The organism is Paracoccus sp. pheM1, from assembly GCF_018499825.1.
GTDB classification, from domain to species: domain Bacteria; phylum Pseudomonadota; class Alphaproteobacteria; order Rhodobacterales; family Rhodobacteraceae; genus Paracoccus; species Paracoccus versutus.
The window spans coordinates 75,032-101,782 of record NZ_JAGXCX010000003.1; the positions used below are offsets into that span (position 1 = coordinate 75,032).

The window sequence follows — 26,751 nt, forward strand, 5'->3', positions numbered from 1 at the left end:
GCCATGCCGCCGATCAAGCGCCGCTACCTGCCGTCACTTGGGGCCTTCGCGACCTTCGAGATCGCGGCCAAGCACCTGAGCTTTACCCTGGCGGCGAAGGAGCTGAACGTGACCCAGGGCGCCGTCAGCCAGCAGATCCGCCTGCTGGAGCGCGCCCTGGAGGTGGCCCTGTTCATCCGCAAGCACAATGCGCTGGAACTGACGCCCGAAGGGGCGGGCCTGTTCCAGGCGGTGACGGCGGGGCTCGACACCATCAGCGCCGCGGTTTCGGTGCTGGCGGGGGACGAGGGGCCGCAGACCGTGACCATCTCGGCCACGGACGCGATGGCGGCCTATTGGCTCAAGCCGCTGATCGACAGCTTCCGGCGCAGCCACCCCGAGGTGGGCTTCGTCGTGCTGGCCTCGGACGCCGACGACACCCTGCGCAACTACTCCGGGGTGGACATCGCCATCCTGTGCGGCAACGAGCGCTGCGAGGTCGGCGAAGAGCTGCATTTCCTGTTCCAGGAGATCGCCCAGCCGGTCTGCACGCCGGCCTTCCTGGCCGAGCATGGCCCCTTCGCGGCGGCCGAGGATCTGAACCGGGTGAACCTTCTGCACCTGCATGACCGGCATTGGAGCGCGGATGCGATCGGCTGGCAGCCGCTGGGCTGGGCGGAATGGTTCCGCGCCCAGGGCGCCGAATGGTCCAAGGCGCCCTCGAGCCTGTCCACGAACAAGGTCAGCCTGCTGATGAACGCCACCCTGGCCGGCGAAGGGGTGATGCTGGGCTGGCACCACATGGTTCGCGGCCCCATCGCCGAAGGCCGGCTGGTCTTTGCCCATCCCGCGCCGATCACCGCGGGCCGCGGCAATTTCCTCAACTGCAGGAAGAAATCGCTCAAGCGGGCCGGGGTCGCGGCCTTCGTGGATCATGTGCTGGCGGCGCTGCGGGCGCAGGGGCGGGACTGACGGTCGCAGCGCCGGACCTGCAGCGGGGCTGATGCCGCCCCGGCCGTTGCCGCAGATTTTCTAATGCCTCGCTACAGGAAAATCTCGTTTGCCCGAAGGCCGGCGGTAATGGATAAATTCGTCTATTCCGGGCGTGGGGGACGCTTTGGAGCATCCCGGCCGACAACCCCCCGGAAATTGCCGCCTTAACGGTCCCTTGCAACGGGGGCCGGACAAATCCCGCCGCGACAGGCTTGCGCGGCGAATGACGGCTCTTGCCCGGTGGCGGGGGCTGCGGACCAACAGATCCATGGAGGAACACGCATGCGCAGACTTTTCAAAGCCGTCCTTGCCGGCGCCCTGGCGCTTGGGCTTGCGTCGCCGGTTGTGGCGCAGGACAAGGTGGTCAAGATGGGGACGCTGTCCTGGGAGGACCTGACCCCGATCACCGGCATCACCAAGAAGGTGCTGGAGGACAAGGGCTATACCGTCGAGGTGACCGAGTTCTCGGAATGGGGCATCGCCTATGCGGCGCTGGCCAAGGGCGACGTGCAGATCCTGGCCTCGCAGACCGATTACGTCGCCCAGGACTACTGGCAGCGCAACAAGAGCCGGCTCGAGAAGATCTCGCCGGTCTCGCACGGGCTCTACCAGGCGATCGCGGTGCCGAACTACGTCACCATCGACTCGGTCGAGCAGCTGAACGAGAATGCCGAGAAGTTCGGCGGCAAGATCGTCGGCATCGAGCCCGGCTCGGGGCTGATGCGCGACGCGGCCGATGCGGTGTCGGAATACGGGCTGCAGCTGCAACTGGTCGAGGGCAGCACCGCGGCGATGACCGCGGCGCTGAAATCGGCCATCGACCGGCAGGAATGGATCGCCGTCACCCTGTGGGAGCCGTCCTGGATGATGCAGAAGTTCGACGTGAAGTTCCTGGCCGACCCCAAGGGCGTCTTCCCGCCGCCGCAGGGCTATTACTGGATCGGCCAGAAGGGCTTTTCCGAGGCAAACCCCGAGGCGCGCGAGATCATCGCCAGCGTCTACGTCCCGCTTGCCGTGATCACCGCGATCAACGGCGCGGTCAGCGACGGCCAGAGCATGGACCAGGCCATCGCCGACTGGACCGCGGCCAATGCCGACCTGATCGGCCGCTGGTCGAACATCAAGTCCTACTGACCGCCGCAGCGGGCGGCCCGGCTCGGGGCCGCCCGGCATGACCGCAAACCCAGCAGGAAGGCGCGACAGGAAAAGATGGAAAAGGCGAATACGGACGCGGACACGGCCGAGGTTCTGATCGACTGCCGGTCGGTGTGGAAGGTCTTCGGCGAGCGCAATGCCGAGGCGATCCGGGCGATCACGGAACGCGGGCTGACGAAAAAGGAAATCCTGCAGCAATACAATTGCGTCGTCGGCGTCTCGGACGCCACCTTGCAGGTGCGGCGCGGCGAGATCTTCTGCATCATGGGGCTTTCGGGCTCGGGCAAGTCGACGCTGATCCGGCTCTTGAACCGGCTGATCGAGCCGAGCCTGGGCCAGGTCATGGTCAAGGGCCAGGACATCGCCACCCTGGACGCGGCGGCGCTGCGCCGGATGCGGGCGCGCCATATCGGCATGGTGTTCCAGTCGGTGGCCCTGCTGCCGCAGCGCACGGTGCTGGAAAACGCGGCCTTCGGGCTCGAGGTGCAGGGCGTGGGCAAGGACGAGCGCAACCGCGCCGCCCAGGCCGCGCTGGCCAAGGTGGGGCTGGCGGACTGGACCGCGCGCTACCCGTCCGAGCTTTCGGGCGGCATGCAGCAGCGGGTGGGTCTGGCGCGTGCGCTGACCTCGGACCCCGAGATCATCCTGATGGACGAGCCGTTTTCGGCGCTCGACCCGCTGATCCGGCGCCAGTTGCAGGACGAGTTCCGCCAGCTGACCAAGGATCTGGGCAAGTCGGCGGTGTTCATCACCCACGACCTCGACGAGGCGATCCGCATCGGCGACCGCATCGCCATCATGAAGGACGGCGTCATCATCCAGACCGGCACCGCCGAGGAGATCGTGATGAACCCGGCCGACCAATATGTCGCCGATTTCGTCGCCGGCATCTCGCGTCTGCACCTGGTCAAGGCGCATTCGGTGATGATCCCGCCCGGCGAATGGGCGGGCGCGCCCGAGGGCCTGCCGTGCTGCCCGCCCGAGGCCGACATCGACACGCTGATCGCCACCATCGCCGGCTCGGACCGCGACGCCGTGGCCATCGTCGAGGGCGATGCGGTGGTCGGCATCGTCACCATCCGCAACCTGCTGTCGGGCGTGCGCGGCGATGCCGCCGCCGCGCCCGCCGCGGCGGCCTGAGGAGGCGGGGTGATGGAGATGTCCGCCCTGATCGCCGGCTTCGACGAAACCGTCGACAACGCGCTGTTCTGGCTTGGCGATCACGCCGCCTTCCTGTTCGACTTCTTCCGCCTGGTGCTGGAGGGGCTTTATGACGGGGCGCTGTGGCTGCTGGAGCTGCCGCCCTTCTACGTCGTCGCGCTGCTTGCGGGGCTTCTGGGCTGGCGCGTCGTCGGGCGCGGCTTCGGCCTGGGCGTCGCGCTGGCGCTGCTGGCCTGCGCCGCCATGGGGCTGTGGCCCGAGACGATGAGCACGCTGGCGCTGGTCGTCGCCGCCAGCATCATCGCGCTGGCGATCAGCCTACCCCTGGGGGTGCTGGCCGGGCTGATGCCGCGGCTCGACCGGGCGCTGGTGCCGGTGCTGGACCTGATCCAGACCCTGCCGCCCTATATCTACCTGCTGCCGGCGATCGCGCTTCTGGGCTACGGGCCGGCGACGGCGCTGGTGGCGACGGTGATCGTGGCCATGCCGCCGGCGATCCGGCTGACCGCGCTCGGCATCCGCCAGACCCCGCGCGAGTTCATCGAGCTGGGCCAGGCGACCGGCGTCACGCCCCTGCAGATGTTCTGGAAGATCCGGCTGCCCTTTGCCGTGCCCTCGATCATGGCCGGGATCAACCAGAGCCTGATGATGGCCTTCGGCATGGTGGTGATCGCCGGCATCGTCGGCTCGGGCGGGCTGGGCGAGACGATCTACGGCGCCATCCGCACGCTGGACATCGCCACCTCGATCGACGCCTCGATCGCCATCGTCATCCTGACCATGATGCTGGACCGCCTGACCCAGGGCGCGGCCCGGCCCCGCAACGGAGCGCGGACATGACCCTGCCGAGCGAATTTTCCCCCGGAGCCTTCCTGGCGCCGGCGATCGACTGGCTGAACGCCAATTTCCATCCGTTCTTCGCCCTGATCACCAGGGTGATCGAGGCGGTCCTGGGCACGATCGAGGGCGCGCTGCTGGCGCTGCCGCCCCTTGGGGTGATCGGGCTTGCGGTGCTGGCGGCGCTGCTGGCCATCCACCTGCGCGCGGCGATCCTGGCCGGCTGCTGCCTGGGCTTTTGCTGGCTCAGCGGGCTGTGGACCGGCTCGATGCAGACCATCGCGCTGGTGGCGGTGGCGGTGACGATCTCGGTCGCCATCGCCTTTCCGCTGGGCATCCTGGCCGCGCGCCGGCCGCGGCTCGAGGCGGGGCTGCGCCCGGTCCTCGACATCATGCAGACGGTTCCGCCCTGGGTCTACCTGATCCCGGCAGTGATGATCTTCAGCCTGGGCCGGGTTCCGGCGATCATCGCCACCATCGTCTACGGCGTGCCGCCGATGCTGCGGCTGACGACGCTGGCCTTCCGCGGCGTGCCCAGGGATCTCAAGGAACTGGGCCAGGCCATCGGCGCGAAACCCGGCACCATCCTGTGGAAGATCGAGCTGCCCGCGGCCCGGCCCACGCTTCTGGTGGGGCTGAACCAGTGCATCCTGCTGTCGCTGGCGATGGTGGTCCTGGCCGGGCTGGTCGGCGCCGGGGGCCTGGGCGCCGAGGTGACGCGCGGCCTGACGCGGATGGAGATGGGCCTGGGCCTGCGCGCCGGCCTCGCCATCGTCGCCGTGGCGCTGCTCATGGATCGCCTCTCCCGCGGCGCGATCGAACGCGGCGGTCGGCGTCCCGGCTGACCGCGCCAACCCGTCGACGCCGGCCGGGGACGCGCCTGTCATGTCCGCGGCCGGCTCGCCTGCGCCCCGCGGGGGAGCAGGCGCGCCACGGGCCTGACCGGCCGCAGCCCGACGGAATGCAGTCCGATGCGAGATGCTTCGGGGTGTCGATCATGAGGATGGTATCCATCTGCATGGCGGCGGGGCGTGCTTTGCTGCCCCTTGGTGCAGCGCAGGCCCAGGCCGTGGTTACGGGCGACGGCGGCATGACGCCTTACGCCTTCGACCCGGATGCCGAGGGAAAATCCGCCTGCTGCGGGGATTGCGCCAGGATCTGCCCGTCCTATCTGGGCAGCAGCGACGAGGAAAAGGGCAAGGGCTGACCGTGGTCGAGCGCAGCGACGGCGCGCTGCAATGGGCCTATGGCGGCAAGTCGCTTTACTGCCATGCCGACGACCAGGCGGCGGCGCCTGGCAGGTGCCGGCCGATTAGGCCCGCGCCGGCGCCGAAGCGGCTTGCAAGTTTCGCGCCGATGCTTTCCCTTCTTGCCGAAGCAGCAAGAGGAGAAAGACCATGCGCCCGCTTGCCCGACGCCTTGCCGCCGGCGCCGCCCTTTCGCTGGCCCTGGCCGGCACCGCCCATGCCGAGCCCGCGCCGACCAGCGTGTTTTCCCCCGCCAATATCGCGGCGGGGCTGGTGCGCGGCGCGATTTCCTATGCCCGGATGGTGGCCGACATCCGCTATGACGGGCTGGAGATCGACGCGCAACGCGGTGGGCTGGTGCTGCGCGACCTGCATGTCGCCGGGCTGGGCCGGCACAAGAACTGCCGGGTTGCGCTGGGGCGGCTGCAGGTCTCGGGCCTCAGCCTCTGGAACCAGGCGGAATCGCGGCTGCGCCTGGACGCGGCCGACCTGTCGATCGCCAACAACTGCTTCGGCGCCAATGCGGCGATGATCGGCGTGGTGACGGGCGGGGCCAGCATTCCCCTGGCCGCGCTGTCGGTCGATCTGCGCCAGGCCTCGGGCAGCGGTGCGCTGAGCGCCGACATCCAGGCCATCAGCCCCGGCATCGCCCGGATCGAGGCGGGCGCGGATTTCGATTATGTTTCCTTGTTCTCGCCGGATTTCTTCGAAAAGATCACGGCGGCGAGCCAGCCCGACGAGACCGGCGCCGTCACCGAGGAGACGCCGCAGATCGGCCTGCGCGGCACGTTGCGCGCGGCGCATCTGTCGGCGGAAAACCTGGGCATCTGGGAAAGGCTGAAGCCGCTTTTGCCGCCCGAGGCCAGCAGTCCCGAGGCCTTGCAGGCGCTGCTGACCGCCGAGCCGGGCAGCGCCCTGCACCAGTCGCAGCAGGGGCTGGTGCGGGCGTTGCGGGCCTTCATGGCCGAGCCGGGCCTTGTCACCGCCGAGGTCCGCCCGGCCGAGCCGGTGGCCTTCGACACCACGCTATGGGCCGGGCCCGAGGATGCGGCGGCGCTGTTCCGGCCGCAGTTTTCGAACGGGTTGCCCACGCCGCCGGTGGCGCTGATCGCCGATCCCGCGACGCATCAGGACAACCGCGCCCTGGGCCTGGCGCTGGCCGAGGGCAGGGGGGTGCCGCAAAACAGCCGCCGCGCCGTCGAGCTGCTGACCCCCATGCGGGAGGATGCCGAGGTGGCGCTGGCCCTGGCGCGGCTGACCGCCGGCACCGATCCCGCGCTTGCCTATGACCATGCGCTGCGGGCGGCGGCGCAGGGGGTGACGGGCGGCGCCGCGATGCTGGAGCGGATCGAGGCCGGGCTTGCCACCGCCGATCTGCTGGCGACGCAGGAGGCGGCCGAAACCGCACCGCCCGAGGGCAGCTTCGCCTCGACCCTGGCGCTGCGCGACACAGCGCTGGCGCATGAGCGGGGCGAGGGGGTGATGCGCAGCTATGTGCTGGCCTGGCGGCTGGCCGCGCTGGCCGCGGCGGCGGGCGACGGCCCGGCGCAGGCGCTGATGGCGCGGCTGGAGGCCCGCTTCGGGGCCGATCCGATCTGGCTGCGCGCCCGCGACCGGGCGGAGGAGCTGGCGCTGGAGGATTGGACGCGGCGCAAACTGGCGCAGCGCCTGGCGGAGGGCCGGCCATGAGGCGGCTGACCCTTTCCCTGGCGCTTGCCCTTGCCGCGCCTGCCGCGCCGGCGCAGGCGCAGGCGCAGGCGCCGCAGCCCGTCGAGCCGTCGCCGCTGTCGCCGCTGTCGCGGGAAATCGCGCAGAACGGCATCGCCGCCACGCTGGAGCGGCTGCATGCGCTGCCCGCCCCGGCGCCCGACGAGCGTTTCGCCATCGCCGGGCTGGAGTTCCTGGGCGCGGTCGAGGCGGCCTGGCGCTGGCGCGTGACCTATGGCGTGGCGCCCTTTGGCGGCATGATCTTCGGCTCGGCCGCCGAGCTGCCGCAAACCGTGCCGCCGCAGCCGATGCCGCCCGAGGCGCTGGCCGAGCAGACGCAGGCCACGCTGGAGGCGATGGCACGCAGCCGCGCCGCGCTGGACGGGCTGGGGGCGGACGAGGATTTCGGGCTGGCGATCTCGCTGGGCGATCTGTGGTTCGACCTCGACGCCGATGGCCGGCGCGGGATGGGCGAGGGCGCGGCGGAACTGCTGGACGGCATCGTCTGGTCCAGCATGCCGGGCCTTGACCCGGAGACGGGCGAACCCGCCCCGCCGCCCGCGCTGCCGGTGATCCGCTTCGACCGCGCCGATGCGGCCTGGCTTGCGGCCTATACGCATCTGGTCTCGGGCGGGGGCGAGCTGCTGCTGGCCTTCGACCCGACGCCCAGCCTGCGCAAGGTCTTTGCCACGCGGGCCCGGATCGACGAAAGCCGCCTGGCCGGGGGCGAGGCCGTTCTGCCGCCGATGCTGGACGATTTGATCGACCCGCTGGCCGTCGCCATCGACATGCTGCGCAACCAGCCCGATGCCGGGCGCACCCGCGCCGCCCGCGCGCATTGGCAGCAGACCATCGACCAGAACCGCCGCTTCTGGACGCTGGTCGGGCAGGAAAGCGACGATGCCGGCGAATGGATCCCGAACGACCGCCAGGTCTCGGCCACCGGCATCGCCTTTCCGCCCGGCACCGGCATCGCCTGGCAGGCGGTGCTGGCCGACGGCGAGGCGCTGCTGGCGGGCGAGCGCAGCATCCCGTTCTGGCGCGGGCCGATGGGCATCGACCTGGGGGCATGGCTGGAAGACCCGGCGCCGCTGCCGGTGGACGGGGTGATCCAGGGCTGGGCGCTGGCCGATTACTTCTCGGACGCGCCGCCGGTCAGCCCGGAAAGCTTTCGCCGCTTTTCGGACATGCTGATGGACACCGGCCCCTTCCTGGCCATGGTGATGCTGAACTGAGCGGGGTCACTTCACCAGTTCGCGGATGATCGTGTCGAGCCCGATGACGCCGTTGCCGATCTGGCCCTGGTTGATCAGCCGGTTGCGGCGCTGGCGGGCCTGCTCGGCATGTTCGCCGCGCGGGAAGTTCTGAAGGTATTGCGTATAGGATTGCACGGTATCGGCCTGCCGCGCCCGCGCCCAGGCCTGGTCCTCGCGGTCGCCGCGCGGGGTGTCCCGGTCGGCATTGGCCAGCCGCTGCCGGGCGGTCTGGGCATAGATGCCGTTGGGGTAACGGTCCAGATAGGCGCGCAGGTTGCGCACGCCTCCCCTGGCGCCGGTCTGCTGCCAATAGGCGTGGTCCTGTTCGTCCCGGCTGGGGGCGGCGGCATTGGCCTGCGCCCGCATGGCATCCACCTGCGGCCCGGTCAGATAGCCCGTCACCGCATAGCCGTTGCGCTGCTGCCAGCCCCGGATGGCCGCGCGCGAGCGCGAGCCGAAGATCCCGTCCGCGCCGCCGGTCGAATAGCCCAGCGTGTTCAGCCGGCGCTGGATCGTCACCCGGTCGCCGCGCGACAGGTTCAGCCGGTTCTCGGTCAGCTCGGCCTGCGAGGCCTGGCGGGGCTGCTGGATTTCCGGGGCGCGGGGCTGCACGGGGGCGGGGGCCGGCGCGGGGGCGGGGGTCGGGTCGGGGGCGGGGGTCGGGTCGGGGGCCGGCGTCGGGTCGGGGCGCAATTCGGCCAGCCTGTTTTGCGCGGCCTGGGCAAACTCGCCCTGCGGATAGCGGGCCAGGTAGTCCTGATAGGCGGCGACGGTATTGGCCGCCGCGGCATCGGCCCACAGATCGCGGTCCGACTGCACCGCCCCCAGCGCATCGAGCCGCGCCTTGGCCGCCGCCGAGTAGAGCCCGCCGGGGTAGCGGTCGAGATAGCCGCGATAGGCTGCCGCCGTATCCTCGGCCGCGGCCTTGGCCCAAAGGTCGCGGTCGGCGTCCAGCGGCCCGGCCGGGGCATCGGCGTCCGGGCCGGCCGCGACCAGAACCAGCTGCGCATCGCCGCCCTCGGCCATCGCCAGCCGGTCGTCTGCGCCGACCACATCGCCGACCGAGGTGCCGGGCTTGAGCAGCGCCGCCGCCGCCGCGCTGGTCGCCGCGGGCGGCCCCGAGATCACCGTCACCCCCTTGGGCGGGGTCAGCGGGCCGATGCCGTTCTCCAGCCCGGCCGCATGTTCCATTTCCCCCTCGTCCGAGCCGAGCAGCAGCACCGCGCCCGGCTTCGCCTGCTTCATCAGGTCCAGCACCATGGACAGCGGCACGCCCTGCGAGCCGGCGCCGACCAGGTCGGGCTTGTCGGCATCGGTGCCCATATACCAGCTGTCGCTGCCGCCATGCAGGAAGCGGCCGTTCAGCAGCACGATGCGCGCGCCGGGGGAATCGTCGGGCCGGAGCAGGTCGGCCAGCGCCTGGCGCACGTCCTGGACCACCAGGTCGGCCCCGGCCACGGTGCGGAACCCGGCCGCCTTCATCGCGGCAGAGACGGCGCCGGCATCGGCATCGGCCAGTTCCGGCGCGTTCTGGTAGCGCGCATTGGCGATCACCACGCCGCGGTTCTCGGCCAGGGCCGGTCCCGCCGCAAGCAGGGCGGCCAGAAAGAGCGACAGGTGACGCATGGCTTTCTCCTTCATCGCGATGCTTCCTGGCCATAAGCGCCGGGCAGCGGAATCGTTCCCGGTTAGCCGCGGCGCCCCAAGCCGGCAAGCCGGGCGCGGACACATGGGCGCGAGCGCCCGGCGCTTTCGGCAGGGCTTTGCCGAAGCAGGCCGTCGGATCGGCGGCGGGCCGGGGGAAGGAACCGGAAGCGGGCGCCGGGGATTGCGGGACCGGATGCCATGGGTGCATCCGCCGGGCGCGGGCGGACCCCGCGGATGGGGCGCCAGCGCAACGGCGTAGCGTGGACGGGCAGGGGAGGCGCGGCCATTCCCCTGTTTTGGGGAATGGTGCCCCCCAGCCGCCAGTGCCAGAATGACCTGCGTCCGATCGGGCCGCGCGATTGTCGCGAAATCCCCTCTCACGTCCCGAGGACAGGCGGTTTATCGTAGCGAGTAATCGGCCCTTCGGCCGAAGGTAACGAAACGGCATGCGCGAGCTATACCCCGGTTCGCGCATGTCCTACCCACCGCTGTTTCTTGTCGGAGAGAGGACCAGATGCGTCGCGCGATGGAGACCGTCCTGAGCAGAAGAGACCTTGTCCTGTTCGGATCAATGGCGGCCCTGGCGGCCGTTCTGCCCGCCCCGCGGCTTTTCGCCCGCCCGGCCGGGGCGATGCTGACGATCACCGAACCCTCGGGCAGGGTAAGGCAGCTCGAGGCCGAGGACATTGCTGCGCTGCCCTGGCAGCAGCTCATCACGCAGACCCCCTGGACCGACGGCAAGCAGCAGTTCCGCGGCCCCTTCCTTCGCGACGTGCTGACCAGCGGCGGAATGACGCGGTCGGAACTGGCCGGGCGCAAGCTTCTGATGAAGGCGCTGAACGATTACGGCATCGTGCTTCCGGCCGACGATGCCTGGGATTACGAGCCCGTCCTGGCGCGCGAGATGAACGGCAAGCCCATGCGGGTGCGCGACAAGGGACCGCTCTGGCTGGTCTATCCGCGCGACCAGCGGCCGGACCTGCAGCTTGCCGTCATGGACGAACGCTGGATCTGGCAGCTGTTCGAGATCACCATCCTCTGATGCGCCTGCGCGGTTCCCATTTCGCGCTCCTGACGATTGCCAGCTTTGTCCTGCTGTTCGTCTATTCCCTGTTCCAGCTGGTCAATATCGACCGCGCCTTTCGCGAAGAGATCGTCGAGCGCAACCTCTGGGCCGCGAACCAGGCTGATCGCGAGGCGCAGAACCTGATGCTGACCCTTTACCGCGTCAGCCTGGACCGGGATGTCGAGGACGTGCTGCTGCGCTTCGAGATCCTCTACAGCCGCATCGCGCTGATGGCGGATCGGCCGCAGATCGACTATCTGCGCGCGATCGGCGCGGACGATCTGGTTTTCCAGGCCAAGAGCCTGCTGGAAGAACTGGACGGGGCCTTCATGGCCGAGGATTTCGACGCCACCGATCTGGAGGTGCTGACGCCGCGCGTCGCCGTGCTTTCCTCGGTCCTGCGCGAGATCACCAACATCACCGCGCTGGACGAAAGGATCGACCGCCACGTCCGCCGCGAAGCCCTGTTGCAGATCATGCAATTGCTGCTGCTGGCCGTCGGCGGCGCCTTCCTGACCGGGGTGGTCATGGCCGGCCTTTTGTGGCGCAACATGCGCCGCTCCATGCGCGCGCAGGCGGAACTGCAAGCCCATCGCGCGGAACTGGAAAGGACGGTCGCCGCCCGCACGACCGAGCTGCAGGAGGCGCTGGAGGTCGAGCGCAGGGCCAAGGAGGTCTATCGCAGCTTCATCGTCACCGTCTCGCACCAGTTCCGCACACCGGTTTCCATCATCCACATGATCGCGCAAAGACAGCTGCGCGGCGAGGAAACGCCGCTTTCGGAAACGCTCAGGCGCAAGTTCAGCCGGATTCTGGACGCGGCGGAACGGCTTGAACGGTTGCTGAGCGGCTTTCTCGCCTCGGCCAGCGTCGAGGGCAAGGACATCGCGCTTTCTCGCCGCCTCGTCGATTTCAACGAGATCGCCCGGATCGCCGCCGAGCAGACCCGGCAAGCCAACCCGGACAGGGTGCTGGAGGTCGCCCTGTCGGACATGCCGCTGCTGGCGGATGCCGATCCCGTGCTGCTGGAGCAGGTGGTGCTGAACCTGCTGTCCAATGCGATGAAATATTCCGAAGCGCCGGCGCCGGTCCGGCTGGATACGTGGCGCGCCGGCGACCGGATCTTCTGCCGCGTCAGGGATCGCGGCGCGGGCATCCCGCCGGCGGCGCAGGGCGCGGTTTTCGACCGGTTCTATCGCGCACCGAATGTTCACCGATTGCCCGGAGTCGGGGTTGGCCTGAGCCTGGTTCGTGATATTGTCGCGCTGCACGGCGGCGAGGTCACGTTCACCTCGCGCCTGGGTGAGGGGTCGGAGTTCGTTGTCGCCGTGCCTGCCAAGGGGGATCACGTCGATGAATCGGGAGCGCGGGCCGGCGACCATTCTTTGTGTCGAGGATGAGCTGTTCATCCTCGAGGAATTGCAGGAGGAACTCGCGTCCAGGGGCTACAGGGTTCTGACCGCGCGCAACGGCGACGAGGCCGAGGCCATCCTGTCCCGAAGCCGGCCCGACATCGTGCTGTGCGACGTCATGCTGCCGGGCCGCAGCGGCTTCGAGCTGCTGAACGATCTGCGCGCCTCGGGCAGGCTGGCGGAAAGGACCGCCTTCATCTTCCTGACCGCGCTGTCGGATCGCGAACCGCATCTGGCGGGGCTGCGGGCCGGGGCGGACGATTACCTGACCAAGCCGATCGACCTGGACCTGCTGCATCTCAAGATCGAGAACACCTTGGCCTTCGCGCAGCGGCTTCGCGAAGGCATGGTTCCCGCGGGCGAGCCGCTGGACGTGCGGCTTTCCCGGCGCGAGGAGCAGGTCTTGTCCTTGCTGGGGCAGGGCGAGCGGACCGGGGCCATCGCCTTGCGGCTGGCGATTTCCGAGCATACGGTCAGCCATTATATCAAGGAGCTCTACCGCAAGCTCGGCATCAACAACCGCGCCGATGCCGCCCGCGTGGCGATCTCGCTGGGGCTCGGCACCACGAGCAAGGTCTAGCCGCCGCGCAGGCAAGGGCCCTCGGCCCGCCGGCTGCGGCGGAACGCCCCGGAATGGCGCAGTTTTCGCGATGGCCAAGCGCAGGCCCCAGGGCTAGAGTGGCGCCCATGAGCCAAAGCCTGCCGCCGTGCCCCGAATGTTCCTCCACCTATGCCTATCAGGTGGATGCCCTGCTTGTCTGCCCCGAATGCGGGCATGAATGGTCCCAGGATGCGGGATCCGAGCCCGCCGACGAGGTGCGCGACAGCGTCGGCAACGTCCTGAAGGACGGCGACACGGTGACGGTGATCAAGGATCTGAAGGTCAAGGGATCGTCCTCGGTGGTCAAGGTCGGCACCAAGGTGCGCGGCATCCGCCTGGTCGAGGGCGATCACGACATCGATTGCCGGATTCCGGGCATCGGGCAGATGGGCCTGAAATCGCAATTCGTGAAGAAGGTCTCGGAATAGCCCGCCTGGGGCCGCGGGACCGCAGCTGCCGCCGGCCATGCGGAACGAAAAAGGGCAGGGCGATCGCCCATGCCCTCTCTCCATCCCGAGGCGTGCCGTTCCGGCTTTCTCCGTTCGGCAAATACTCTCGGGGGTGAATTGCGGCTTTGCCGCAAGAGGGGGCAGACAGCCCCCTCCCGTCGCGGGCGTCACCCGACGATCGCCGCCTCGGTCGCGGCGCGCAGATCGGCCTCGCTGACGCCATCGGCCAGCTCGACGATGCGCAAGCCCCCCTCGACCACGTCCAGCACCCCCAGGTTGGTGATGATCCGGTCCACCACCCCCTGGCCGGTCAGCGGCAGCGTGCAGGACTTCAGCACCTTCGACTCGCCGTGCTTCGATGTGTGGTCCATCACCACCACCACCCGGCCCACGCCCGCCACCAGGTCCATCGCCCCGCCCATGCCCTTGACCAGCTTGCCGGGGATCATCCAGTTCGCCAGGTCGCCGTTCTCGGCCACCTCCATCGCCCCCAGGATCGCCATGGCGATCTTGCCGCCGCGGATCATCGCGAAGCTCTCGGCGCTGTCGAAATAGGCGGTCTGCGGCAATTCCGTCACCGTCTGCTTGCCGGCGTTGATCAGGTCCGGGTCCTCCTCGCCCTCATAGGGGAAGGGGCCGATGCCCAGCATGCCGTTTTCCGACTGCAGCGTCACATGCACCCCCTCGGGGATATGGTTCGCCACCAGCGTCGGGATGCCGATCCCGAGGTTCACATACCAGCCGTCCTGCAGCTCCCGCGCGGCCCGCGCCGCCATCTGGTTCCGATCCCAGCCCTTGATTTCGGCGGCCATCACGCGGTCTCCTTCCTGCGGGTCGTGTCGAAGACGCGCGAACGAGTCGTGCGCTGCTCGATGCGCTTCTCGTGGCTGCCCTGGACCAGGCGGTGGACATAGATCCCCGGCAAGTGGATGGCGTCGGGATCGAGGCTGCCCGTCGGCACGATCTCCTCGACCTCGCAGACGCAGATGCGCCCGCATTTCGCCGCCGGCACGTTGAAGTTGCGCGCGGTCTTGCGGAAGATCACGTTGCCGGTCTCGTCCGCCTTCCAGCCCTTGACGATCGACAGGTCGGCGACGATGGCGCGTTCCAGGATATAGGTCTGGCCGTCGAAATCCTTGTGTTCCTTGCCCTCGGCGACCACGGTGCCGACGCCGGTCCGGGTATAGAAGCCGGGGATGCCGGCGCCGCCCGCCCGCATGCGCTCGGCCAGGGTGCCCTGCGGGTTGAACTCCAGCTCCAGCTCGCCCGACAGGTATTGCCGCATGAACTCGGCGTTCTCGCCGACATAGGAGGAGATCATCTTGCGGATCTGGCGCGAGTCGAGCAGCTTGCCCAGCCCGAAGCCGTCGACGCCGCAATTGTTGGAGGCGATGGTCAGGTCCCTGGTCCCCGCCCGCAGGATCGCCTCGATGGCGAGCTCGGGGATGCCGCAAAGCCCGAAACCCCCGGCCGCAATCAACATCCCGTCCCGCAACACTCCCTCAAGCGCAGACCCGGCGCTGGGATAAAGCTTGTTCGATCCTGTCATTCGCACGCCTCGATTTGATTGATCTCCGACGGCCGGCCTTCCCCTCCGCCACGACCGAGCTTGTCGCATGCGGCAGGAATACTCTATCCGTAGGAATACGTAGTCGAATAGGTATTCCATGCAACCAACCGTCCGCCAGCCCGCGGCCAGGGATTACGACAGTCTCGGCTTCCAGAACGCGCCCGATGCCACCCTGGTCCTGGCCGAGCGCGTGATCGTCCGCGCCAGCCTGATGGTCGAAACCGTCTTCGGCTGGACGCCGCAGGAGCTGGCGGGCCGATCCATGCGCTGCCTTTACCCCGGCCAGACCGATTTCGACCTGGTCGGCGAACGCGCCCACAAGGCGCTGCGCGAGCGGCCGTTCTATCGCGACGAACGCTTCATGCGGCGCAAGGACGGACAGATCGTCTGGATGGAGGGGCGCGGGCGGACCATGGACCAGGCCGACCCGCACCGCCTGGCGATCTGGACCTACCGGCCGCTGGATTCCGCGGTCGGTGCCGACAGCCTGCTGACCGCGACCGAGAAGCGGATTGCCGGCTATCTGGTCAACGGTTTCACCAGCAAGGAGATCGCCAAATCGCTGGGCTGTTCGCCGCGCACGGTCGAGGTGCATCGTGCCAACATGATCCGCAAGATCGGGGTGCGCAACAGTTTCGAACTGGTGCGGCGGCTGCTCGACATCGGCGCAGGCTGAGCGGCATGGACAGCGGCCTGCGTCGGGTGCGGCTCAGGATATCGCCATCGCGAAGGTGGATCGTCCGGGGAACGGCGGATTTGTGCCGCTGAGGCCGTGGTGCGGTTGGGTTTTAGGCTGATTTTACTTACATAATTTTGATTATCGGCTAAATTCAATCCTAGGGTGAAAGCCGATGAAACTCGCGATGTTCTGGAAGCTCGTTGAACTGGCGGCCCAAAAAGAACCTTTTGTCTCCGGAACAGCGGGTTATGCTGAAAGGTCCGCTGAAGATGCTGTCCTGTTCCGAGAATTCACTCGCCCCGGCTGCTGAGCGGCTGCCGCCATCCCCACACGACCATTCGCGGGCCACAACAGCACACGCGTCGATCGCCGAAACGCATTTGGGGCGCATTCATGCCTTGCTTTGTGCAGACGCCCTGCCCCAACGATCTTGCACACGCGATCATCCTTGAGGCCTGGCAGCCCTGCCTTTTCATGCAAGGGTTTCCTGCGCTTTTGGGGTGTGCTGATGGATCATCCCCGCCTCGGGCGCCGCCCTGTGTTGACACCGCGACTACTGGTGATTGACCGACCTGACGGCTGGGCCCGCAGCTTGCAGGGCCTGATCCGCTTGGGGTTTTCCTTCGCTCAGTAGCGCGCATTCGCTCCCTCACAGCTGAGCGGCATCGCGCGCCAAATACGCGTGATCGAGGCCGCAGGCTATGTATCCATCGACCCGAAGATGCTGGAAGGTCTGCTTTCGGACTTCGCGCGAACTGTTCGCCTGATACATGCCTGCCGGCCACGCCCTGCCCGCTTGACTGAATCGCCCTATATCGGTTCTGGCCAGAGTATAGACGACCGATCGCCAGGCTGAGATCTCGCGGGCGCCACGCGATTTCTCGGTCCGGGCCGGTTCGAAAACCCCGCCCGACCTGATCTTCCCAAGCGCCTGATCGCCATCCCTCAAGCCTGCTGCCGCGACCGACCTTTCTTGGTCGACGGCCCCCTCATGACTGGAGTATCCCCATGTCCACCATCCCCTTCATCGAGACCCGCACCTTCAGCCCGAACGAGGGTCGCTTCGAACTCGAGGACCGCTTCAAGCGGCATCTGCGCAAGCTGCGCTGCAAACGGATTCCCCCCGGAGCGTCTGGCCCCACCTGACGATGTCGACGCGCCAAGCGAAAGCCCCGGCATGGATCTGATGGATATCATCGGGATCAGCGCCGACGACGCGGCCCGCATCCGGCGCCGGGTCAAGCGAATCCTGGAGCTTCGCAAGGCCGCCACCGGCCTCGAACACCTGAAGTCGGACGATCGAGCGCGGTTGGACGCGGTGAAGAATGGGGTGCGACTGATCTCTATTCCAAGCGAACATCGGGCTGACGAACTGGCGGCGGCCTTGCACGAGGACATGCCCTGGATGGCCCCGGCCACCGAGGTGGTCTGGCACGCTGCGCGGCGCTCAGTGCGCGAGGGATGGCCGGGCCTGAGGGTGCCGCCCCTTCTGCTCGACGGTCCGCCGGGCATCGGCAAAAGCCACTGGGCGCGGCGCTTCGGCGAACTGCTCTCGGTGCCGACCGCGGTGATCGAAGCCATCGGAGAAAATGCCAGCTTCGGCGTTGTCGGATCTCAGCGCGGTTGGGGCGGATCCTGCCCTGGCAGGCTGATAGAAACGGTGCTGCAAAGCCGCGTCGCCAACCCCGTCGTGGTGGTGGACGAGGTGGAAAAGGCCGGCACTGCGGTTTCGATGAAAGGCCACGCCTTCGGGTTGGCAGAGGCGCTTTTGCCGTTGCTGGAGCCGCTGATCGCGACGCGCTGGAGTTGCCTCTATTACCAGGTGAAGTTCGACATGAGCTGGGTGATATGGGTGTTGACCTCGAACGATCACCGCCGGTTGCCGGAACCCTTGCTCAGCCGTTGCCCGCCGATCCCGCTGCGTCCTCTCACCCTCGCCGAACTACAGGGCTTCGTGCGGCGCGAGGGCGTCAAGCGCGCGCTGTCCGAGACGGCCGTCGACGCGATCTGCGAGGTCCTCGCCCACCCCACCCTGCAGCGGCATCACCCCAGCCTGCGGGTCGCCACGCGCATGCTGCAGCGCGCCGCCGATCTGGAACAGCGGCCTGTTCGGCACTGATCCGGCACGTCCATCCTTGCTCATACAGGAGATCAGCCCTGAAACTCTCGCCCGAAGACCGCGCCTGGATCGACCTGGCCCTGCAGGCCATCGCCGCTGTCGAAGCCGGCCCCTCGGAAGCGGACATCGCGCATGCGCCGGTTCTGTCGGACTGGAAGCCGTGGATTTCACCGCTCGGGCACGTGATGCTCTGGAGCGAGGTTGTCGGCCACCCCATTCTCGGCAACTCAAGCATCACCACCTCGCAGCTGATCGCGATCAATCCCGGGGCCGGTTGGGCCCGGACGGTGTCGCGCTGGTATCGGCTCGCACAGCCCGTCGCTGTCATTGACGCGGTTCTTGCGAAAAACCTTGGTCTGAAGAATCCAACCGCAGCGGCGATCAAGTTCGCCATACCCGGGTTCATTACCCTGGATGATATGGCGACCCTGGATGAGATCCTGACCGAGAATATCGCACGCATTCGCAAGATCGACGCGGCGGACCGTGCAGCCTCCGGACGCGCCGCGGCCGCGGAGGTTCGGATTGGGCCGATCCCGAAACCTATACGGTGGCGCAGGAGGCGCGGGACGCCCTGGCGCTGCTGGATCATCTGGGGATCGCGCGGGCCGCCGTCATCGGCTCGTCACGCGGCGGGCTGCTGGCCATGGCCATGGCGGCGATGGTGCCCAAGCGCGTGGCCGGCATATGCTTCAACGATGTTGGCCCGGTGCTTCAGCGCGAGGGCTTGCTTCGCATCGGCACCTACATGAGCGTCCGTCCCTCGGTCGCCACGCTGGAAGAGGCCGTCGACCGGATGCCCGCCGCCAATCCGGGCTTCGACCACGTCCCGCCGCTGCGCTGGGAGGAAGAGACGATCCGGCACTACGTCCAGACACCGGACGGGCTGGACCTGCCTTATGACCCGGCTTTGCGCATCGGATTCGACCGTGCCATGTCGGCGCCGCTGCCCGAGGCATGGGACCTGTTCGACGCCTGCGCGGGGCTTCCGCTGGCACTGCTGCATGGCGAGAACTCCGACGTGCTGAGCCGTGCCACCGCCGACGAGATGCAGGCCCGCCGACCGGACCTCATCCGTGCGGAATTGCCCGGCAGGGGCCACGTCCCCTTCCTCGATGAGCCCGACGCGCTGGCCGCGATCCACCGCTGGCTGGATCTGTGCCGGACGAACTGAGAGCATGCTCCGCAGCCCTCCGCCGCGCCGGGGAACCACGCAGAATTGACTGCATACGACCGGCCCCGCCGCCGCTTCTGCGCTGCCCCAGCGCGAATGCCTCGCAGCAAACGGCCCGCTCCCCGACCGGCCAGCCTAGTCCATCAACGGCCAGCTTTGCAGCGGGCGCAGCTGCGGGGTCTTTTTCCGCATATGCCCGCCCATACGGCCGAACAGGCGGTCGAGTTCGGAAATCGCCTCGAAAAGATAAGGGCCCTTGTTCAGCATGACGCATTCGGCCCGCGCCGCCATCGCCGCGTCCGTCATCTCGCCTCGCGAAGGCACGCCTGTCTTGAGATAGCTTTCCAGCACCTGCGTCGCCCAGATCACCGGGATTTGCGCGGCCTCTCCCAGCCACAGGATTTCCTCCTGCATCTCGGCCAGCCGGGTAAAGCCGATCTCGACCGCCAGGTCACCGCGGGCGATCATGATGGCGGTGGGTTGCCCGCCCGCGGCACGGACCACCAGATCGGGCAGGTTCCGCACCGCGCGGGCGGTCTCGATCTTCAGGACCAGGCCCAGCCGGTGCCAGTCGTCTGGCCGCTCGCCGGCAAGCGCCTCTTGCAGCCGCACCACGTCCTCGGGCTCCTGCACGAACGAGAACTCCACGCCGTCCGCATGATGGGCGATGAAGCGCAGCGCCTCGACATCATCGCCGGTCAGGGCCGGGACGCTGAATTCCGTGTCGGGAAAGTTTATGCCCTTTTCCGGCTTCAGCTTGTAGCCCTTGCCCTCGGGACCGGCGGTGATCTCGGCCAGCACCCCCCAGGGTTCGCGCCGCACCACCCGAGCCTGCAACTTGCCGTCGTCCACGAAAAGACGATGGCCGGCATCGGTGGCCAGCAGGGCCTCAGGCAGGGTGCATTCGATGGCGGGCAGATCGGGATCGGCCTGGCCCAGTTGCCCCGGCAGGGCGAGGGCCAGTTGCTCGCCCAGGATGACACGCTTCAGCCCCTTGCTCTTGCGGATCGCTCCGGTGCGGATCTTGGGACCGGCCAGGTCCATGAAGACCTTCATGCGGCGACCGGTATGCTCACCCGCCTGGACGACATGGGCGATCATCTGTGCCCAGTCCTCTTCCCCGTCATGGGCGCAGTTGATGCGAACCGCCTCGACGCCCAACTCGGCAAGTTGCCGCAGGAAGCCGGGGTTGTCGGCCGCTTCCGAGGGCAGGGTCACCATCAGCGGCACCGGCCCGTGAAGCGAGGGCTGGCCCAGCAGCTCGACGGTGCGGGCGGCGATCCGCTCTTCGCCGGCGAAGAAATCGGGATCGGAGCGCATGCCCGAGGGCGGATTGCCGGCAAGCGCCTGCAGCGCCCGCACCACCGCGTCGAGGGTCGGCAGCACCCGACCCTCGGCCCGGCCCAGCGAGGACAGGCCCTCGGCCATCAGCCGCCGCTGCAGGGGCCGGATCTCGTGCCGCCGGAACGCGAGATAATAGGCGAAATTTTCGGCGCTCGGGGCAAAATCGTCGCGCGTGATCCAGCCATCCCAGCGGCGCAGGATCTCCTGCGCCTGGGCGGCGACGTCGCCGCGCAATGCCTCGACTTCCCGAAGAATGTCCAAAACGTCCGAATCCTGATCCATGAGACCCTCCTTGCGCGAGCGTAAGGCTAGACGGGCTGCATGACATGGCGGTAACTGCTGGCTGGCGTCATAGCCCGCCCTACACCAACTGAAATGTTGCCACGAAAATAAAATGACGACGGCTCAAGGATGCGAACCTATCACAACACGAACAGCCGGCGATCAGGGCGCAAAGGGCGGGCAGCTGATACTCGGTAACGCGGCAGAAAAGCTTCCACAATTGGCGCGACACCGCCGCGTGGGTTCCCCGCGCTGGATAGGTCCGGTTGGCGCTTGTGTGTTGGTTGCGGGCTCCCCCACCCTTGATTTGAACCTTTTGCGCCAAAATTTGGACAATATATTGATATTCCCTGGTAATGTCTCTTGTCTTGGGAGCTTTCCGCGCAAATACGAGAAGCGCGCCGTTTGGCGCACTGTACGCAACATATTGATTTATATTGATGTTTTTAGATCTATCTGGTTGCAGAGACCGCTGCTATGGACGCTATGGCTATCGCAAGATCGCCGAACTCCTGCGCAGCCCGGCCGGCTGGGTTGTCAACGACAAGCGTGTCGAGCGGATCTGGCGGCAAGAGGGGGGTGAGGCGGACAAGCAATCGATCCAGTGGGGGCTGTTGAAAAAGTTGTTTCAGGCTGCCGCCGGGTTTGGTCGGACTGCGCGCATTTCGATGATCGAACAGAGCAACAGCATCATTGCGGCTGCCAGTTTCTTGAGGTTCATGGCGATGGCCGTCAGGAGGGCCTGTATCCTCATGTTCTCGAGCCCCCTGCGGATGGCTCTGGCAAGTCCGTGGAGCGTCTTGGCGGTGCCGTGGGTGCCTTCGACGCGCCAGCGATGCCGGGTGTATATCGCATGGCCGTCCTTTCCCCATGCCAGCCGTTTGCGTCGAGCGCGCAAGATGGCCGCGTGGTTTGTCACGATATGCACCCTGCGGGATGGCGCGCCCCGGGGCAGGCATTGCGCCTTGAGAGGACAGCGCGCGCAGTCATGCCGGTCGGCGCGATACCATTGCCCGGATTTTGTGACGTTTCTCGGGGTCAGCCGCCTCCTCGCCGGACACCGGACCACATCATGATGGGGATCGAACTTGAACCGCTCGGTCGGAAAGCCCTGCGCCCCCTTGCGACGGGGGGCACGAAGAGGCGGGATGACGGCTGCTATCCTGCGGTCTTCAAGGGCGGCGTAAATCCGGCCAATGCCATAGAGCCTGTCCGCCGTGATCCGGCCCGGGGTAACTCCAAGGGTCGCTTCGATCGCTTCCAGGCGCTCGTCGAACCGGCCCGTGTCATGTTCTTCGCCGGTCACAATCTCCACATCGACGACGACGCCCGCAAAATCGTCAACGGCCGTGTGCTGCTTGTAGGCCGGGCGCAGCGGCGCCTTGGAGGATGTAGCCATGGTCGCGTCCGGGTCTGTGCGGCAGAGCTTCTTGAACTTGCCGCTCGTGCGCGCGTCCCGCTCGGCGCCATTGGCGTCGTCGTGGGCGGCCTCGACCGCATCCAGATGGCGCGAAACCAGTGCGTCCATGCTGACATTCGCCCGGATCAGGCTGGCGTCAATGTGGACGGTTTCAGTCGAAATCAGGCCCGCCGCCTGGCACTGTCGCACGACATGTATGAAGATCTGGCGGAAAACATCTGCGCCCCAACGCTGCCGGATGCGCGTCAGCGAGGAGTGATCCGGCAAGGCCTCGTGCAAGGCGTAACCGACGAACCAGCGGATCGCGAGATTGACCTGCGCTTCACGCATCAGCCGCCGGTCTTGAACGATCCCAAGCAGGAAACCCGCCAGCATCAGCCGCATGGCTACCTCGGGATCGATACCGGAACGGCCATTGTCGGCACAATAGAGATCGGCCACTTCAGCGCGCAGCCATCCAAGATCAAGAACCTGATCGACCCTCACCAGCACATGGTCATCAGGGATCAGCCCCCGCAGCGACCCCGTGATGAAAAGCTCCTGTTGCCCGCGTTCTTTCCGACCCAGCATCGCTGCCCCAATATCTCTGTTCAGCCAAGTGAATCAGAGACATCGGACTTCTTCAACAGCCCCCACCGGATCGTTTTCTGATCCTCGTCGATCACTGACGACACAGGCCGGCTTGCCGTAGATCCTGACCAGCGCATCCAGTTCCCGCGCCACCCTGGCCCCCGAGATGCTGGTGTCGGCGATCAAGGCGAGGTTTTCGCGGCAGCAATCGTCGTTCACGGCCAGAATGCGGAACCTGCGGCAGGCCCCGAACGTGTCGGCCAGGAAGTCCAGCGACCACCGCTGGTTCGGCAGCAACGGCACTGGCATGGGGGTCCGACTGCCATGCGCCCGCTTGCGACCGCGCCTGCGTCGCACCGACAGACCTTCCTCCCGGTAAATCCGGTAGAGCCCTTCGCCCTACAAACGATCCCCCGGATCGTTTGTAACGGCCCGATTGTTACCGCCTGCCTGAGTTTGGGCTGATGGATTAAGGCACATGCATAGTGACGTCGTTAATGACGTGTCTTATGCGGGTGTGGGGATGCGGGGCGATATTCTTGGACTGGAGCGGCGGCGGCGGTGGAGCGACGAGGAGAAGCTCGAGATCGTTTTGTCGGTCGGCGTGGACGGGGCGACAGTGACGCAGGTTGCACAGCGGCACGATGTAACACGGCAGCAAATCTATGCCTGGCGGCACCAACTGAAGAAGAAGGGCGTGGTTTCGGCGTCTCCGGAGGCGCTGTTTCTGCCGGTTGAACTGGACCGGCCCACGGAATTGGTGATGCAGTCAGCGGCCATCTGCGCAGGAACGCCTCGGCCTGCCCAGATCGAGTTGCAGTTGGCGAATGGTCGCTGCCTGCGCTTCGATCCGGCTCTGGATACCGTGACGCTGACACATGTGATCCGTGCGGTGGAAGGGGCATGATCGGGCCGGGAACCGGCGTTCGTGTCTATCTGGCCTGCGGCGTGACAGATATGAGGAAGGGGATCACCGGGCTGGCTGCACTTGCCCAGGATGTTCTGCGCCAGAAGCCGACCGGCGGTGCGGTCTTTGCATTCCGTGGGCGTCGCGGCGACAGGTTGAAATTGCTTCATTGGGACGGGCAAGGCTTCTGCCTGTATTACAAGGTGCTGGAAAAGGGCCGCTTTCCCTGGCCTACACGTGGTGATGGTGCGGTTCGCCTGACCTCGGCGCAGTTGGCGATGCTGTGGGAGGGCATTGATTGGCGTAGGCCGGATTGGGGCGCGCCGCCGGCCCGGGTGGGCTGATTTATCCTGCTGAAACACCTCGTTTTTATGGTCAGGATCGCTGCCCTGTGGTAGTCGGACGCATGTCGAATGCGGCCCAGACCCTTCCCGATGACCCGGCGCTTCTGAAGGCGCTGATCGTGGCGTTGCAGGCGGAAAACGCGAAGATCTCGGCCACGCTGCGCGCCCATGACCAGTTGATCCAGACCCTGCGACTGCGCATCGCCAAGCTGAAGAAGCAGGTCTTCGGCCAGTCCTCGGAAAAGATCGAACGCGAGATCGAGCAACTGGAACTGGCGCTGGAGGATCTGCTGATCGCAACGGCCGAAAGTGAGACCTCAGTTCCGGATGACAGTCAGGGCGATGATGTGCTGGAAACGTCAGCCACCGATGAAGGCGGTGACCGCCCATCCCGCCGACGCCCCCGAGTCTCGGACAGCACGCCGCGCGAGCGGCAAGAGCTGGATCCCGGCAGTTGCTGCCCCGATTGCGGTGGTGATCTGCGCCTGGTGGGCGAGGATGTCAGCGAGATGCTGGATCTGATCGCGGCGCAGTTGCAGGTCGTGCAGATCGCCCGGCTCAAGAAATCCTGCCGCCGCTGTGAGCGCATGGTGCAGGTTCCGGCCCCCAGCCGCCCGATCCCCGGCAGCATGGCAGGCCCGGGCCTGCTGGCGCATATCCTCGTCTCCAAGTTCGACGACCACCTTCCGCTTTATCGCCAGCATGAGATCTTCACCCGGATGGGCGCCGACATCCCCGACAGCACACTGGTCGACTGGTGCGGTCGGGCAATGAGGGTGCTGGCCCCATTGATCGAACGGATCGAGGTGGATGTGATGGCCAGCGACCTGCTGCATGCCGATGACACACCGATCCGGGTGCTGGATCGCGCGGGCCGCGACAAGGGGTTGGGCAAGGGGGTGAAGAAGGGCCGGATCTGGGCCTATGTCCGCGATCAGCGCCCTTGGGCAGGCGCCTCACCGCCCGGCGCGGTCTATGCCTTCGCGCCCGACTGGAAGGAAGAGCACGTTCATCGCCATCTGGCCCGGACCCGCGGCATTCTCCAGGCCGATGGCTACAAGGGCTATGCCAAGCTCTACGACCCGGACCCAGACGGGACGCCGCGCCTGCGGGAGGCCGCATGTTGGGCCCACCTGCGGCGGGACTTCCATGACGAATGGGACAAGACCAAATCCGCGATCGCCCGCGAGGCGCTCGACCGCATCGGCGCACTCTACGACATCGAGCGAGAGATCACCGGCCATCCCGCTGATATCCGCCTTGCCGCGCGCCGGAAACACAGTGCCCCGAAGGTCGAGGCCTTCTTCGCCTGGTCGGAGCAGCAGCTCCCGCGGATCCGCGGCAAGGGGGATCTGGCCAAGGCCTTCCGCTATGGGCTGAGCCGTCGGGACGCCTTCAGCCTGTTTTTTGAGGACGGCCGGGTGGCGATCGACAACAATCCTGCCGAGCGCGCGCTGCGCCCGATCGGTGTCGGGCGCCGCAACTGGCTCTTCGCCGGTGCGGATACCGGAGCCGAAACGCTGGCCCGCGCCATGACGCTCATTGAAACTGCCAAGATGAACGGCCTGGATCCCCAAGCCTATCTGGCCGACATCCTGGCCCGCATCCACGATCACAAGATCAATCGGCTCGACGATCTGTTGCCCTGGAACTGGTCGCCGCTGCCCTCCGCCCTGCACGAGGCCGCCTGATGGCAACCGTCACCCACGTCTGCACCCTCGACTACGTCGCAAAGATGCTGGGCGAAGACCCCGAGCTTCTCAAAGCCATCGTCTACAACGACGACAACCTGACCTATGGCTCGATCATCAGCGTCTATACCGGCCCGGATGACACCGTCACCGCCCTGACCGATGACGGTATCGATGAACTGAAAGACATGCTCAGGGACGCGCGCATCACCACCGAAACCTGGCACGCGTTCCTCGACGACTTTGTCGATGACGCGGAACTCGTCGCCCGCATCAAGGCACTGTCGCCGCGGTAACAATCGGGCGGTTACCCCGCACCAACGGATTCGGCCCGAGATGATGAGGGTCGTTGTTCTGATAGATCGCCGGCAGCGTGAAGTTGCTGATATTGGCGTTCGCCATGTCGAACGCGCCGATATTGCTCATGTAGGCGCGCGACAGGTCGATGACCGCCTCGCCCAGGGCTTCCGTATAGTCATGCGGGAAGCCGTCCCGGGCGGTCGCGTAAAGATAATAGTCCAGCACGCCGGGAATGATGTTTTCGCCCTGCTGCTCGGCGAACATCAGGAAATTGGCGCCGGGCTCGGGATCGTCGCCGAACAGGTCCCCGAGAAGCGTGCCGAGCAGCGTGCCGATGAAAGCGCCAACACCGGGGATCAGGAGGTTGCCAAGCAAACCAACCGACTGCATTCCACCCAGAGCACCCCCAATCTGCCCTATGGCCCAGGAGGTCCCGGCGATCGAGCCGAGGCTGCCGCCAATCGATCCAGCAAGAGTATCCGCCGGCAGGATCTTATGCGCAAGAGATGAGCCGAAGAACGCGCCGACCGCTCCTGACACGCTATCCCAGGCATTACCCCATTTAACCTCACCCCAATTATAGTTCTGCTTTGCGAGTTGCTCGATCACCGAGCCGGCATAGGTCGAGGCGGTTACACCGAAAAGCTGCGCCCCGAACCCCTCCAGTCCCAGTTGTTCGCCGAGTTTCGCCGCGAAAAGCGAGGCCATCGAGGCGGTAAGGCTGGCCGTGAACTCGGGTCCGATATCACCGAGCTGGTTGTCGATGGCATCCTCCAGGGAGACCGCGAAATTCAACTGCCGACCATCGAACATATGATAGCCGGTGCTGGTAATGACCTCG

General features: G+C 67.0%; 26 protein-coding genes and 4 pseudogenes. 23 read left to right on the forward strand and 7 right to left on the reverse strand.

Annotated elements, in window-relative coordinates; genetic code table 11:
• Nucleotides 1-3 precede the first annotated feature (3 nt).
• The 8 genes from KF941_RS23180 to KF941_RS23215 all read left to right on the forward strand — a co-directional run bounded on the left by KF941_RS23180 (nt 4) and on the right by KF941_RS23215 (nt 8,314).
• Nucleotides 4-951 carry a LysR substrate-binding domain-containing protein gene (locus tag KF941_RS23180; RefSeq protein ID WP_036760958.1) on the forward strand — a complete coding sequence of 316 codons (948 nt, stop codon included), beginning with the start codon at nt 4-6 and terminating at the stop codon, nt 949-951.
• Between the two features lie 303 nt (nt 952-1,254).
• Nucleotides 1,255-2,106, forward strand: a complete 852-nt coding sequence (locus KF941_RS23185) for a glycine betaine ABC transporter substrate-binding protein (protein WP_072464108.1) — start codon at nt 1,255-1,257, stop codon at nt 2,104-2,106.
• A gap of 75 nt (nt 2,107-2,181) precedes the next feature.
• Nucleotides 2,182-3,267 carry a betaine/proline/choline family ABC transporter ATP-binding protein gene (locus KF941_RS23190; RefSeq protein ID WP_072464107.1) on the forward strand — a complete coding sequence of 362 codons (1,086 nt, stop codon included), beginning with the start codon at nt 2,182-2,184 and terminating at the stop codon, nt 3,265-3,267.
• Between the two features lie 12 nt (nt 3,268-3,279).
• Complete coding sequence (locus tag KF941_RS23195; RefSeq protein WP_072464106.1) at nt 3,280-4,128, forward strand: ABC transporter permease subunit; 849 nt, start codon at nt 3,280-3,282, stop codon at nt 4,126-4,128.
• Complete coding sequence (locus KF941_RS23200) at nt 4,125-4,970, forward strand: ABC transporter permease subunit (protein ID WP_214274686.1); 846 nt, start codon at nt 4,125-4,127, stop codon at nt 4,968-4,970. The genes KF941_RS23195 and KF941_RS23200 overlap by 4 nt, the downstream gene beginning before the upstream one ends.
• A 152-nt stretch (nt 4,971-5,122) precedes the next feature.
• The gene (locus tag KF941_RS23205) at nt 5,123-5,332 is read left to right on the forward strand and encodes a hypothetical protein (protein WP_214274687.1); all 210 of its coding nucleotides are present in this window, start codon (nt 5,123-5,125) and stop codon (nt 5,330-5,332) included.
• A 190-nt stretch (nt 5,333-5,522) separates the two neighbouring features.
• On the forward strand, nt 5,523-7,061 hold the full coding sequence (locus KF941_RS23210) for a hypothetical protein (protein WP_214274688.1): 1,539 nt from the start codon (nt 5,523-5,525) through the stop codon (nt 7,059-7,061).
• Nucleotides 7,058-8,314 (forward strand): hypothetical protein, encoded by a 1,257-nt coding sequence (locus KF941_RS23215; protein WP_214274689.1) that lies wholly within the window; start codon nt 7,058-7,060, stop codon nt 8,312-8,314. Before KF941_RS23210 ends, KF941_RS23215 begins: the two co-directional genes overlap by 4 nt.
• Before the next feature lie 6 nt (nt 8,315-8,320).
• Here KF941_RS23215 and KF941_RS23220 read toward each other — a convergent pair whose 3' ends face one another.
• The gene (locus KF941_RS23220; protein ID WP_240540598.1) at nt 8,321-9,976 is read right to left on the reverse strand and encodes a peptidoglycan-binding protein; all 1,656 of its coding nucleotides are present in this window, start codon (nt 9,974-9,976) and stop codon (nt 8,321-8,323) included.
• A gap of 520 nt (nt 9,977-10,496) precedes the next feature.
• Between KF941_RS23220 and KF941_RS23225 the strand changes: the two genes are divergently transcribed.
• The 4 genes from KF941_RS23225 (at nt 10,497) to KF941_RS23240 (ending at nt 13,489) form a co-directional block, all read left to right on the forward strand.
• Entirely contained in the window at nt 10,497-11,024 is a 528-nt protein-coding gene (locus KF941_RS23225; protein ID WP_214274690.1) for a molybdopterin-dependent oxidoreductase, read from the forward strand.
• Entirely contained in the window at nt 11,024-12,448 is a 1,425-nt protein-coding gene (locus KF941_RS23230; protein WP_072464101.1) for a HAMP domain-containing sensor histidine kinase, read from the forward strand. Before KF941_RS23225 ends, KF941_RS23230 begins: the two co-directional genes overlap by 1 nt.
• Entirely contained in the window at nt 12,402-13,040 is a 639-nt protein-coding gene (locus KF941_RS23235) for a response regulator transcription factor (protein WP_072464100.1), read from the forward strand. Before KF941_RS23230 ends, KF941_RS23235 begins: the two co-directional genes overlap by 47 nt.
• Nucleotides 13,041-13,147: 107 nt before the next feature.
• Entirely contained in the window at nt 13,148-13,489 is a 342-nt protein-coding gene (locus tag KF941_RS23240; protein ID WP_072464099.1) for a zinc ribbon domain-containing protein YjdM, read from the forward strand.
• 188 nt (nt 13,490-13,677) lie between these two features.
• On the opposite strand, the gene KF941_RS23245 is transcribed toward KF941_RS23240, so the two are convergent.
• Nucleotides 13,678-14,322 (reverse strand): 3-oxoacid CoA-transferase subunit B, encoded by a 645-nt coding sequence (locus KF941_RS23245; protein WP_072464098.1) that lies wholly within the window; start codon nt 14,320-14,322, stop codon nt 13,678-13,680.
• A complete protein-coding gene (locus KF941_RS23250; protein ID WP_036759458.1) occupies nt 14,322-15,059 on the reverse strand; it encodes a CoA transferase subunit A in 738 nt (245 codons plus the stop codon). Before KF941_RS23250 ends, KF941_RS23245 begins: the two co-directional genes overlap by 1 nt.
• Before the next feature lie 118 nt (nt 15,060-15,177).
• On the opposite strand from KF941_RS23250, the gene KF941_RS23255 reads away from it, so the two are divergent.
• From KF941_RS23255 to KF941_RS23270, 6 genes and pseudogenes are all read left to right on the forward strand, one after another.
• On the forward strand, nt 15,178-15,756 hold the full coding sequence (locus KF941_RS23255) for a LuxR C-terminal-related transcriptional regulator (RefSeq protein WP_214274691.1): 579 nt from the start codon (nt 15,178-15,180) through the stop codon (nt 15,754-15,756).
• 175 nt (nt 15,757-15,931) lie between these two features.
• Nucleotides 15,932-16,069 carry a hypothetical protein gene (locus KF941_RS23260; protein WP_157034095.1) on the forward strand — a complete coding sequence of 46 codons (138 nt, stop codon included), beginning with the start codon at nt 15,932-15,934 and terminating at the stop codon, nt 16,067-16,069.
• A gap of 698 nt (nt 16,070-16,767) precedes the next feature.
• Nucleotides 16,768-16,905 (forward strand): hypothetical protein, encoded by a 138-nt coding sequence (locus tag KF941_RS28170; protein ID WP_240540599.1) that lies wholly within the window; start codon nt 16,768-16,770, stop codon nt 16,903-16,905.
• A 31-nt stretch (nt 16,906-16,936) separates the two neighbouring features.
• A complete protein-coding gene (locus KF941_RS23265; RefSeq protein ID WP_240540600.1) occupies nt 16,937-17,878 on the forward strand; it encodes an AAA family ATPase in 942 nt (313 codons plus the stop codon).
• Between the two features lie 38 nt (nt 17,879-17,916).
• Nucleotides 17,917-18,366: pseudogene (locus KF941_RS28585) on the forward strand (DUF6634 family protein); the annotation flags it as partial.
• A 20-nt stretch (nt 18,367-18,386) separates the two neighbouring features.
• A pseudogene (locus KF941_RS23270) lies at nt 18,387-19,052 on the forward strand (alpha/beta hydrolase); the annotation flags it as partial.
• A gap of 135 nt (nt 19,053-19,187) precedes the next feature.
• On the opposite strand, the gene KF941_RS23275 reads toward KF941_RS23270, so the two are convergent.
• A complete protein-coding gene (locus KF941_RS23275; protein ID WP_214274692.1) occupies nt 19,188-20,678 on the reverse strand; it encodes a pyruvate kinase in 1,491 nt (496 codons plus the stop codon).
• Between the two features lie 470 nt (nt 20,679-21,148).
• Here KF941_RS23275 and KF941_RS23280 point away from each other — a divergent pair.
• A pseudogene (locus KF941_RS23280) lies at nt 21,149-21,256 on the forward strand (IS3 family transposase); the annotation flags it as partial.
• Nucleotides 21,257-21,306: 50 nt separating this feature from the next.
• Here KF941_RS23280 and KF941_RS23285 read toward each other — a convergent pair.
• Complete coding sequence (locus KF941_RS23285) at nt 21,307-22,668, reverse strand: transposase (RefSeq protein WP_214272908.1); 1,362 nt, start codon at nt 22,666-22,668, stop codon at nt 21,307-21,309.
• A gap of 75 nt (nt 22,669-22,743) precedes the next feature.
• Nucleotides 22,744-23,064 (reverse strand): annotated as a pseudogene (locus KF941_RS23290) (IS3 family transposase); the annotation flags it as partial.
• Nucleotides 23,065-23,146: 82 nt separating this feature from the next.
• Between KF941_RS23290 and KF941_RS23295 the strand changes: the two are divergent.
• From KF941_RS23295 to KF941_RS23310, 4 genes are all read left to right on the forward strand, one after another.
• On the forward strand, nt 23,147-23,575 hold the full coding sequence (locus KF941_RS23295; protein ID WP_214272530.1) for a transposase: 429 nt from the start codon (nt 23,147-23,149) through the stop codon (nt 23,573-23,575).
• The gene (gene tnpB, locus KF941_RS23300; protein WP_214272531.1) at nt 23,572-23,919 is read left to right on the forward strand and encodes an IS66 family insertion sequence element accessory protein TnpB; all 348 of its coding nucleotides are present in this window, start codon (nt 23,572-23,574) and stop codon (nt 23,917-23,919) included. The genes KF941_RS23295 and tnpB overlap by 4 nt, the downstream gene beginning before the upstream one ends.
• A gap of 62 nt (nt 23,920-23,981) precedes the next feature.
• Complete coding sequence (locus KF941_RS23305; protein WP_214273635.1) at nt 23,982-25,610, forward strand: IS66 family transposase; 1,629 nt, start codon at nt 23,982-23,984, stop codon at nt 25,608-25,610.
• Nucleotides 25,610-25,906, forward strand: coding sequence for a hypothetical protein (locus KF941_RS23310; protein ID WP_214272532.1), 297 nt, complete (start codon nt 25,610-25,612; stop codon nt 25,904-25,906). Before KF941_RS23305 ends, KF941_RS23310 begins: the two co-directional genes overlap by 1 nt.
• Here the strand turns inward: KF941_RS23310 and KF941_RS23315 are convergent.
• Nucleotides 25,884-26,723, reverse strand: a complete 840-nt coding sequence (locus tag KF941_RS23315; protein ID WP_214274693.1) for a hypothetical protein — start codon at nt 26,721-26,723, stop codon at nt 25,884-25,886. The genes KF941_RS23310 and KF941_RS23315 overlap by 23 nt on opposite strands.
• Nucleotides 26,724-26,751 lie beyond the last annotated feature (28 nt).

Bases quoted from the DNA above. Each gene is read 5' to 3' on its own strand.
- KF941_RS23180 (WP_036760958.1), top strand. From the start codon at position 4: ATGCCGCCGATCAAGCGCCGCTACCTGCCGTCACTTGGGGCCTTCGCG.
- KF941_RS23185 (WP_072464108.1), top strand. From the start codon at position 1,255: ATGCGCAGACTTTTCAAAGCCGTCCTTGCCGGCGCCCTGGCGCTTGGG.
- KF941_RS23190 (WP_072464107.1), top strand. From the start codon at position 2,182: ATGGAAAAGGCGAATACGGACGCGGACACGGCCGAGGTTCTGATCGAC.
- KF941_RS23195 (WP_072464106.1), top strand. From the start codon at position 3,280: ATGGAGATGTCCGCCCTGATCGCCGGCTTCGACGAAACCGTCGACAAC.
- KF941_RS23200 (WP_214274686.1), top strand. From the start codon at position 4,125: ATGACCCTGCCGAGCGAATTTTCCCCCGGAGCCTTCCTGGCGCCGGCG.
- KF941_RS23205 (WP_214274687.1), top strand. From the start codon at position 5,123: ATGAGGATGGTATCCATCTGCATGGCGGCGGGGCGTGCTTTGCTGCCC.
- KF941_RS23210 (WP_214274688.1), top strand. From the start codon at position 5,523: ATGCGCCCGCTTGCCCGACGCCTTGCCGCCGGCGCCGCCCTTTCGCTG.
- KF941_RS23215 (WP_214274689.1), top strand. From the start codon at position 7,058: ATGAGGCGGCTGACCCTTTCCCTGGCGCTTGCCCTTGCCGCGCCTGCC.
- KF941_RS23220 (WP_240540598.1), bottom strand. From the start codon at position 9,976: ATGAAGGAGAAAGCCATGCGTCACCTGTCGCTCTTTCTGGCCGCCCTG.
- KF941_RS23225 (WP_214274690.1), top strand. From the start codon at position 10,497: ATGCGTCGCGCGATGGAGACCGTCCTGAGCAGAAGAGACCTTGTCCTG.
- KF941_RS23230 (WP_072464101.1), top strand. From the start codon at position 11,024: ATGCGCCTGCGCGGTTCCCATTTCGCGCTCCTGACGATTGCCAGCTTT.
- KF941_RS23235 (WP_072464100.1), top strand. From the start codon at position 12,402: ATGAATCGGGAGCGCGGGCCGGCGACCATTCTTTGTGTCGAGGATGAG.
- KF941_RS23240 (WP_072464099.1), top strand. From the start codon at position 13,148: ATGAGCCAAAGCCTGCCGCCGTGCCCCGAATGTTCCTCCACCTATGCC.
- KF941_RS23245 (WP_072464098.1), bottom strand. From the start codon at position 14,322: ATGGCCGCCGAAATCAAGGGCTGGGATCGGAACCAGATGGCGGCGCGG.
- KF941_RS23250 (WP_036759458.1), bottom strand. From the start codon at position 15,059: ATGACAGGATCGAACAAGCTTTATCCCAGCGCCGGGTCTGCGCTTGAG.
- KF941_RS23255 (WP_214274691.1), top strand. From the start codon at position 15,178: ATGCAACCAACCGTCCGCCAGCCCGCGGCCAGGGATTACGACAGTCTC.
- KF941_RS23260 (WP_157034095.1), top strand. From the start codon at position 15,932: ATGAAACTCGCGATGTTCTGGAAGCTCGTTGAACTGGCGGCCCAAAAA.
- KF941_RS28170 (WP_240540599.1), top strand. From the start codon at position 16,768: ATGTCCACCATCCCCTTCATCGAGACCCGCACCTTCAGCCCGAACGAG.
- KF941_RS23265 (WP_240540600.1), top strand. From the start codon at position 16,937: ATGGATCTGATGGATATCATCGGGATCAGCGCCGACGACGCGGCCCGC.
- KF941_RS23275 (WP_214274692.1), bottom strand. From the start codon at position 20,678: ATGGATCAGGATTCGGACGTTTTGGACATTCTTCGGGAAGTCGAGGCA.
- KF941_RS23285 (WP_214272908.1), bottom strand. From the start codon at position 22,668: ATGCTGGGTCGGAAAGAACGCGGGCAACAGGAGCTTTTCATCACGGGG.
- KF941_RS23295 (WP_214272530.1), top strand. From the start codon at position 23,147: ATGCATAGTGACGTCGTTAATGACGTGTCTTATGCGGGTGTGGGGATG.
- tnpB (WP_214272531.1), top strand. From the start codon at position 23,572: ATGATCGGGCCGGGAACCGGCGTTCGTGTCTATCTGGCCTGCGGCGTG.
- KF941_RS23305 (WP_214273635.1), top strand. From the start codon at position 23,982: ATGTCGAATGCGGCCCAGACCCTTCCCGATGACCCGGCGCTTCTGAAG.
- KF941_RS23310 (WP_214272532.1), top strand. From the start codon at position 25,610: ATGGCAACCGTCACCCACGTCTGCACCCTCGACTACGTCGCAAAGATG.
- KF941_RS23315 (WP_214274693.1), bottom strand. From the start codon at position 26,723: ATGTTCGATGGTCGGCAGTTGAATTTCGCGGTCTCCCTGGAGGATGCC.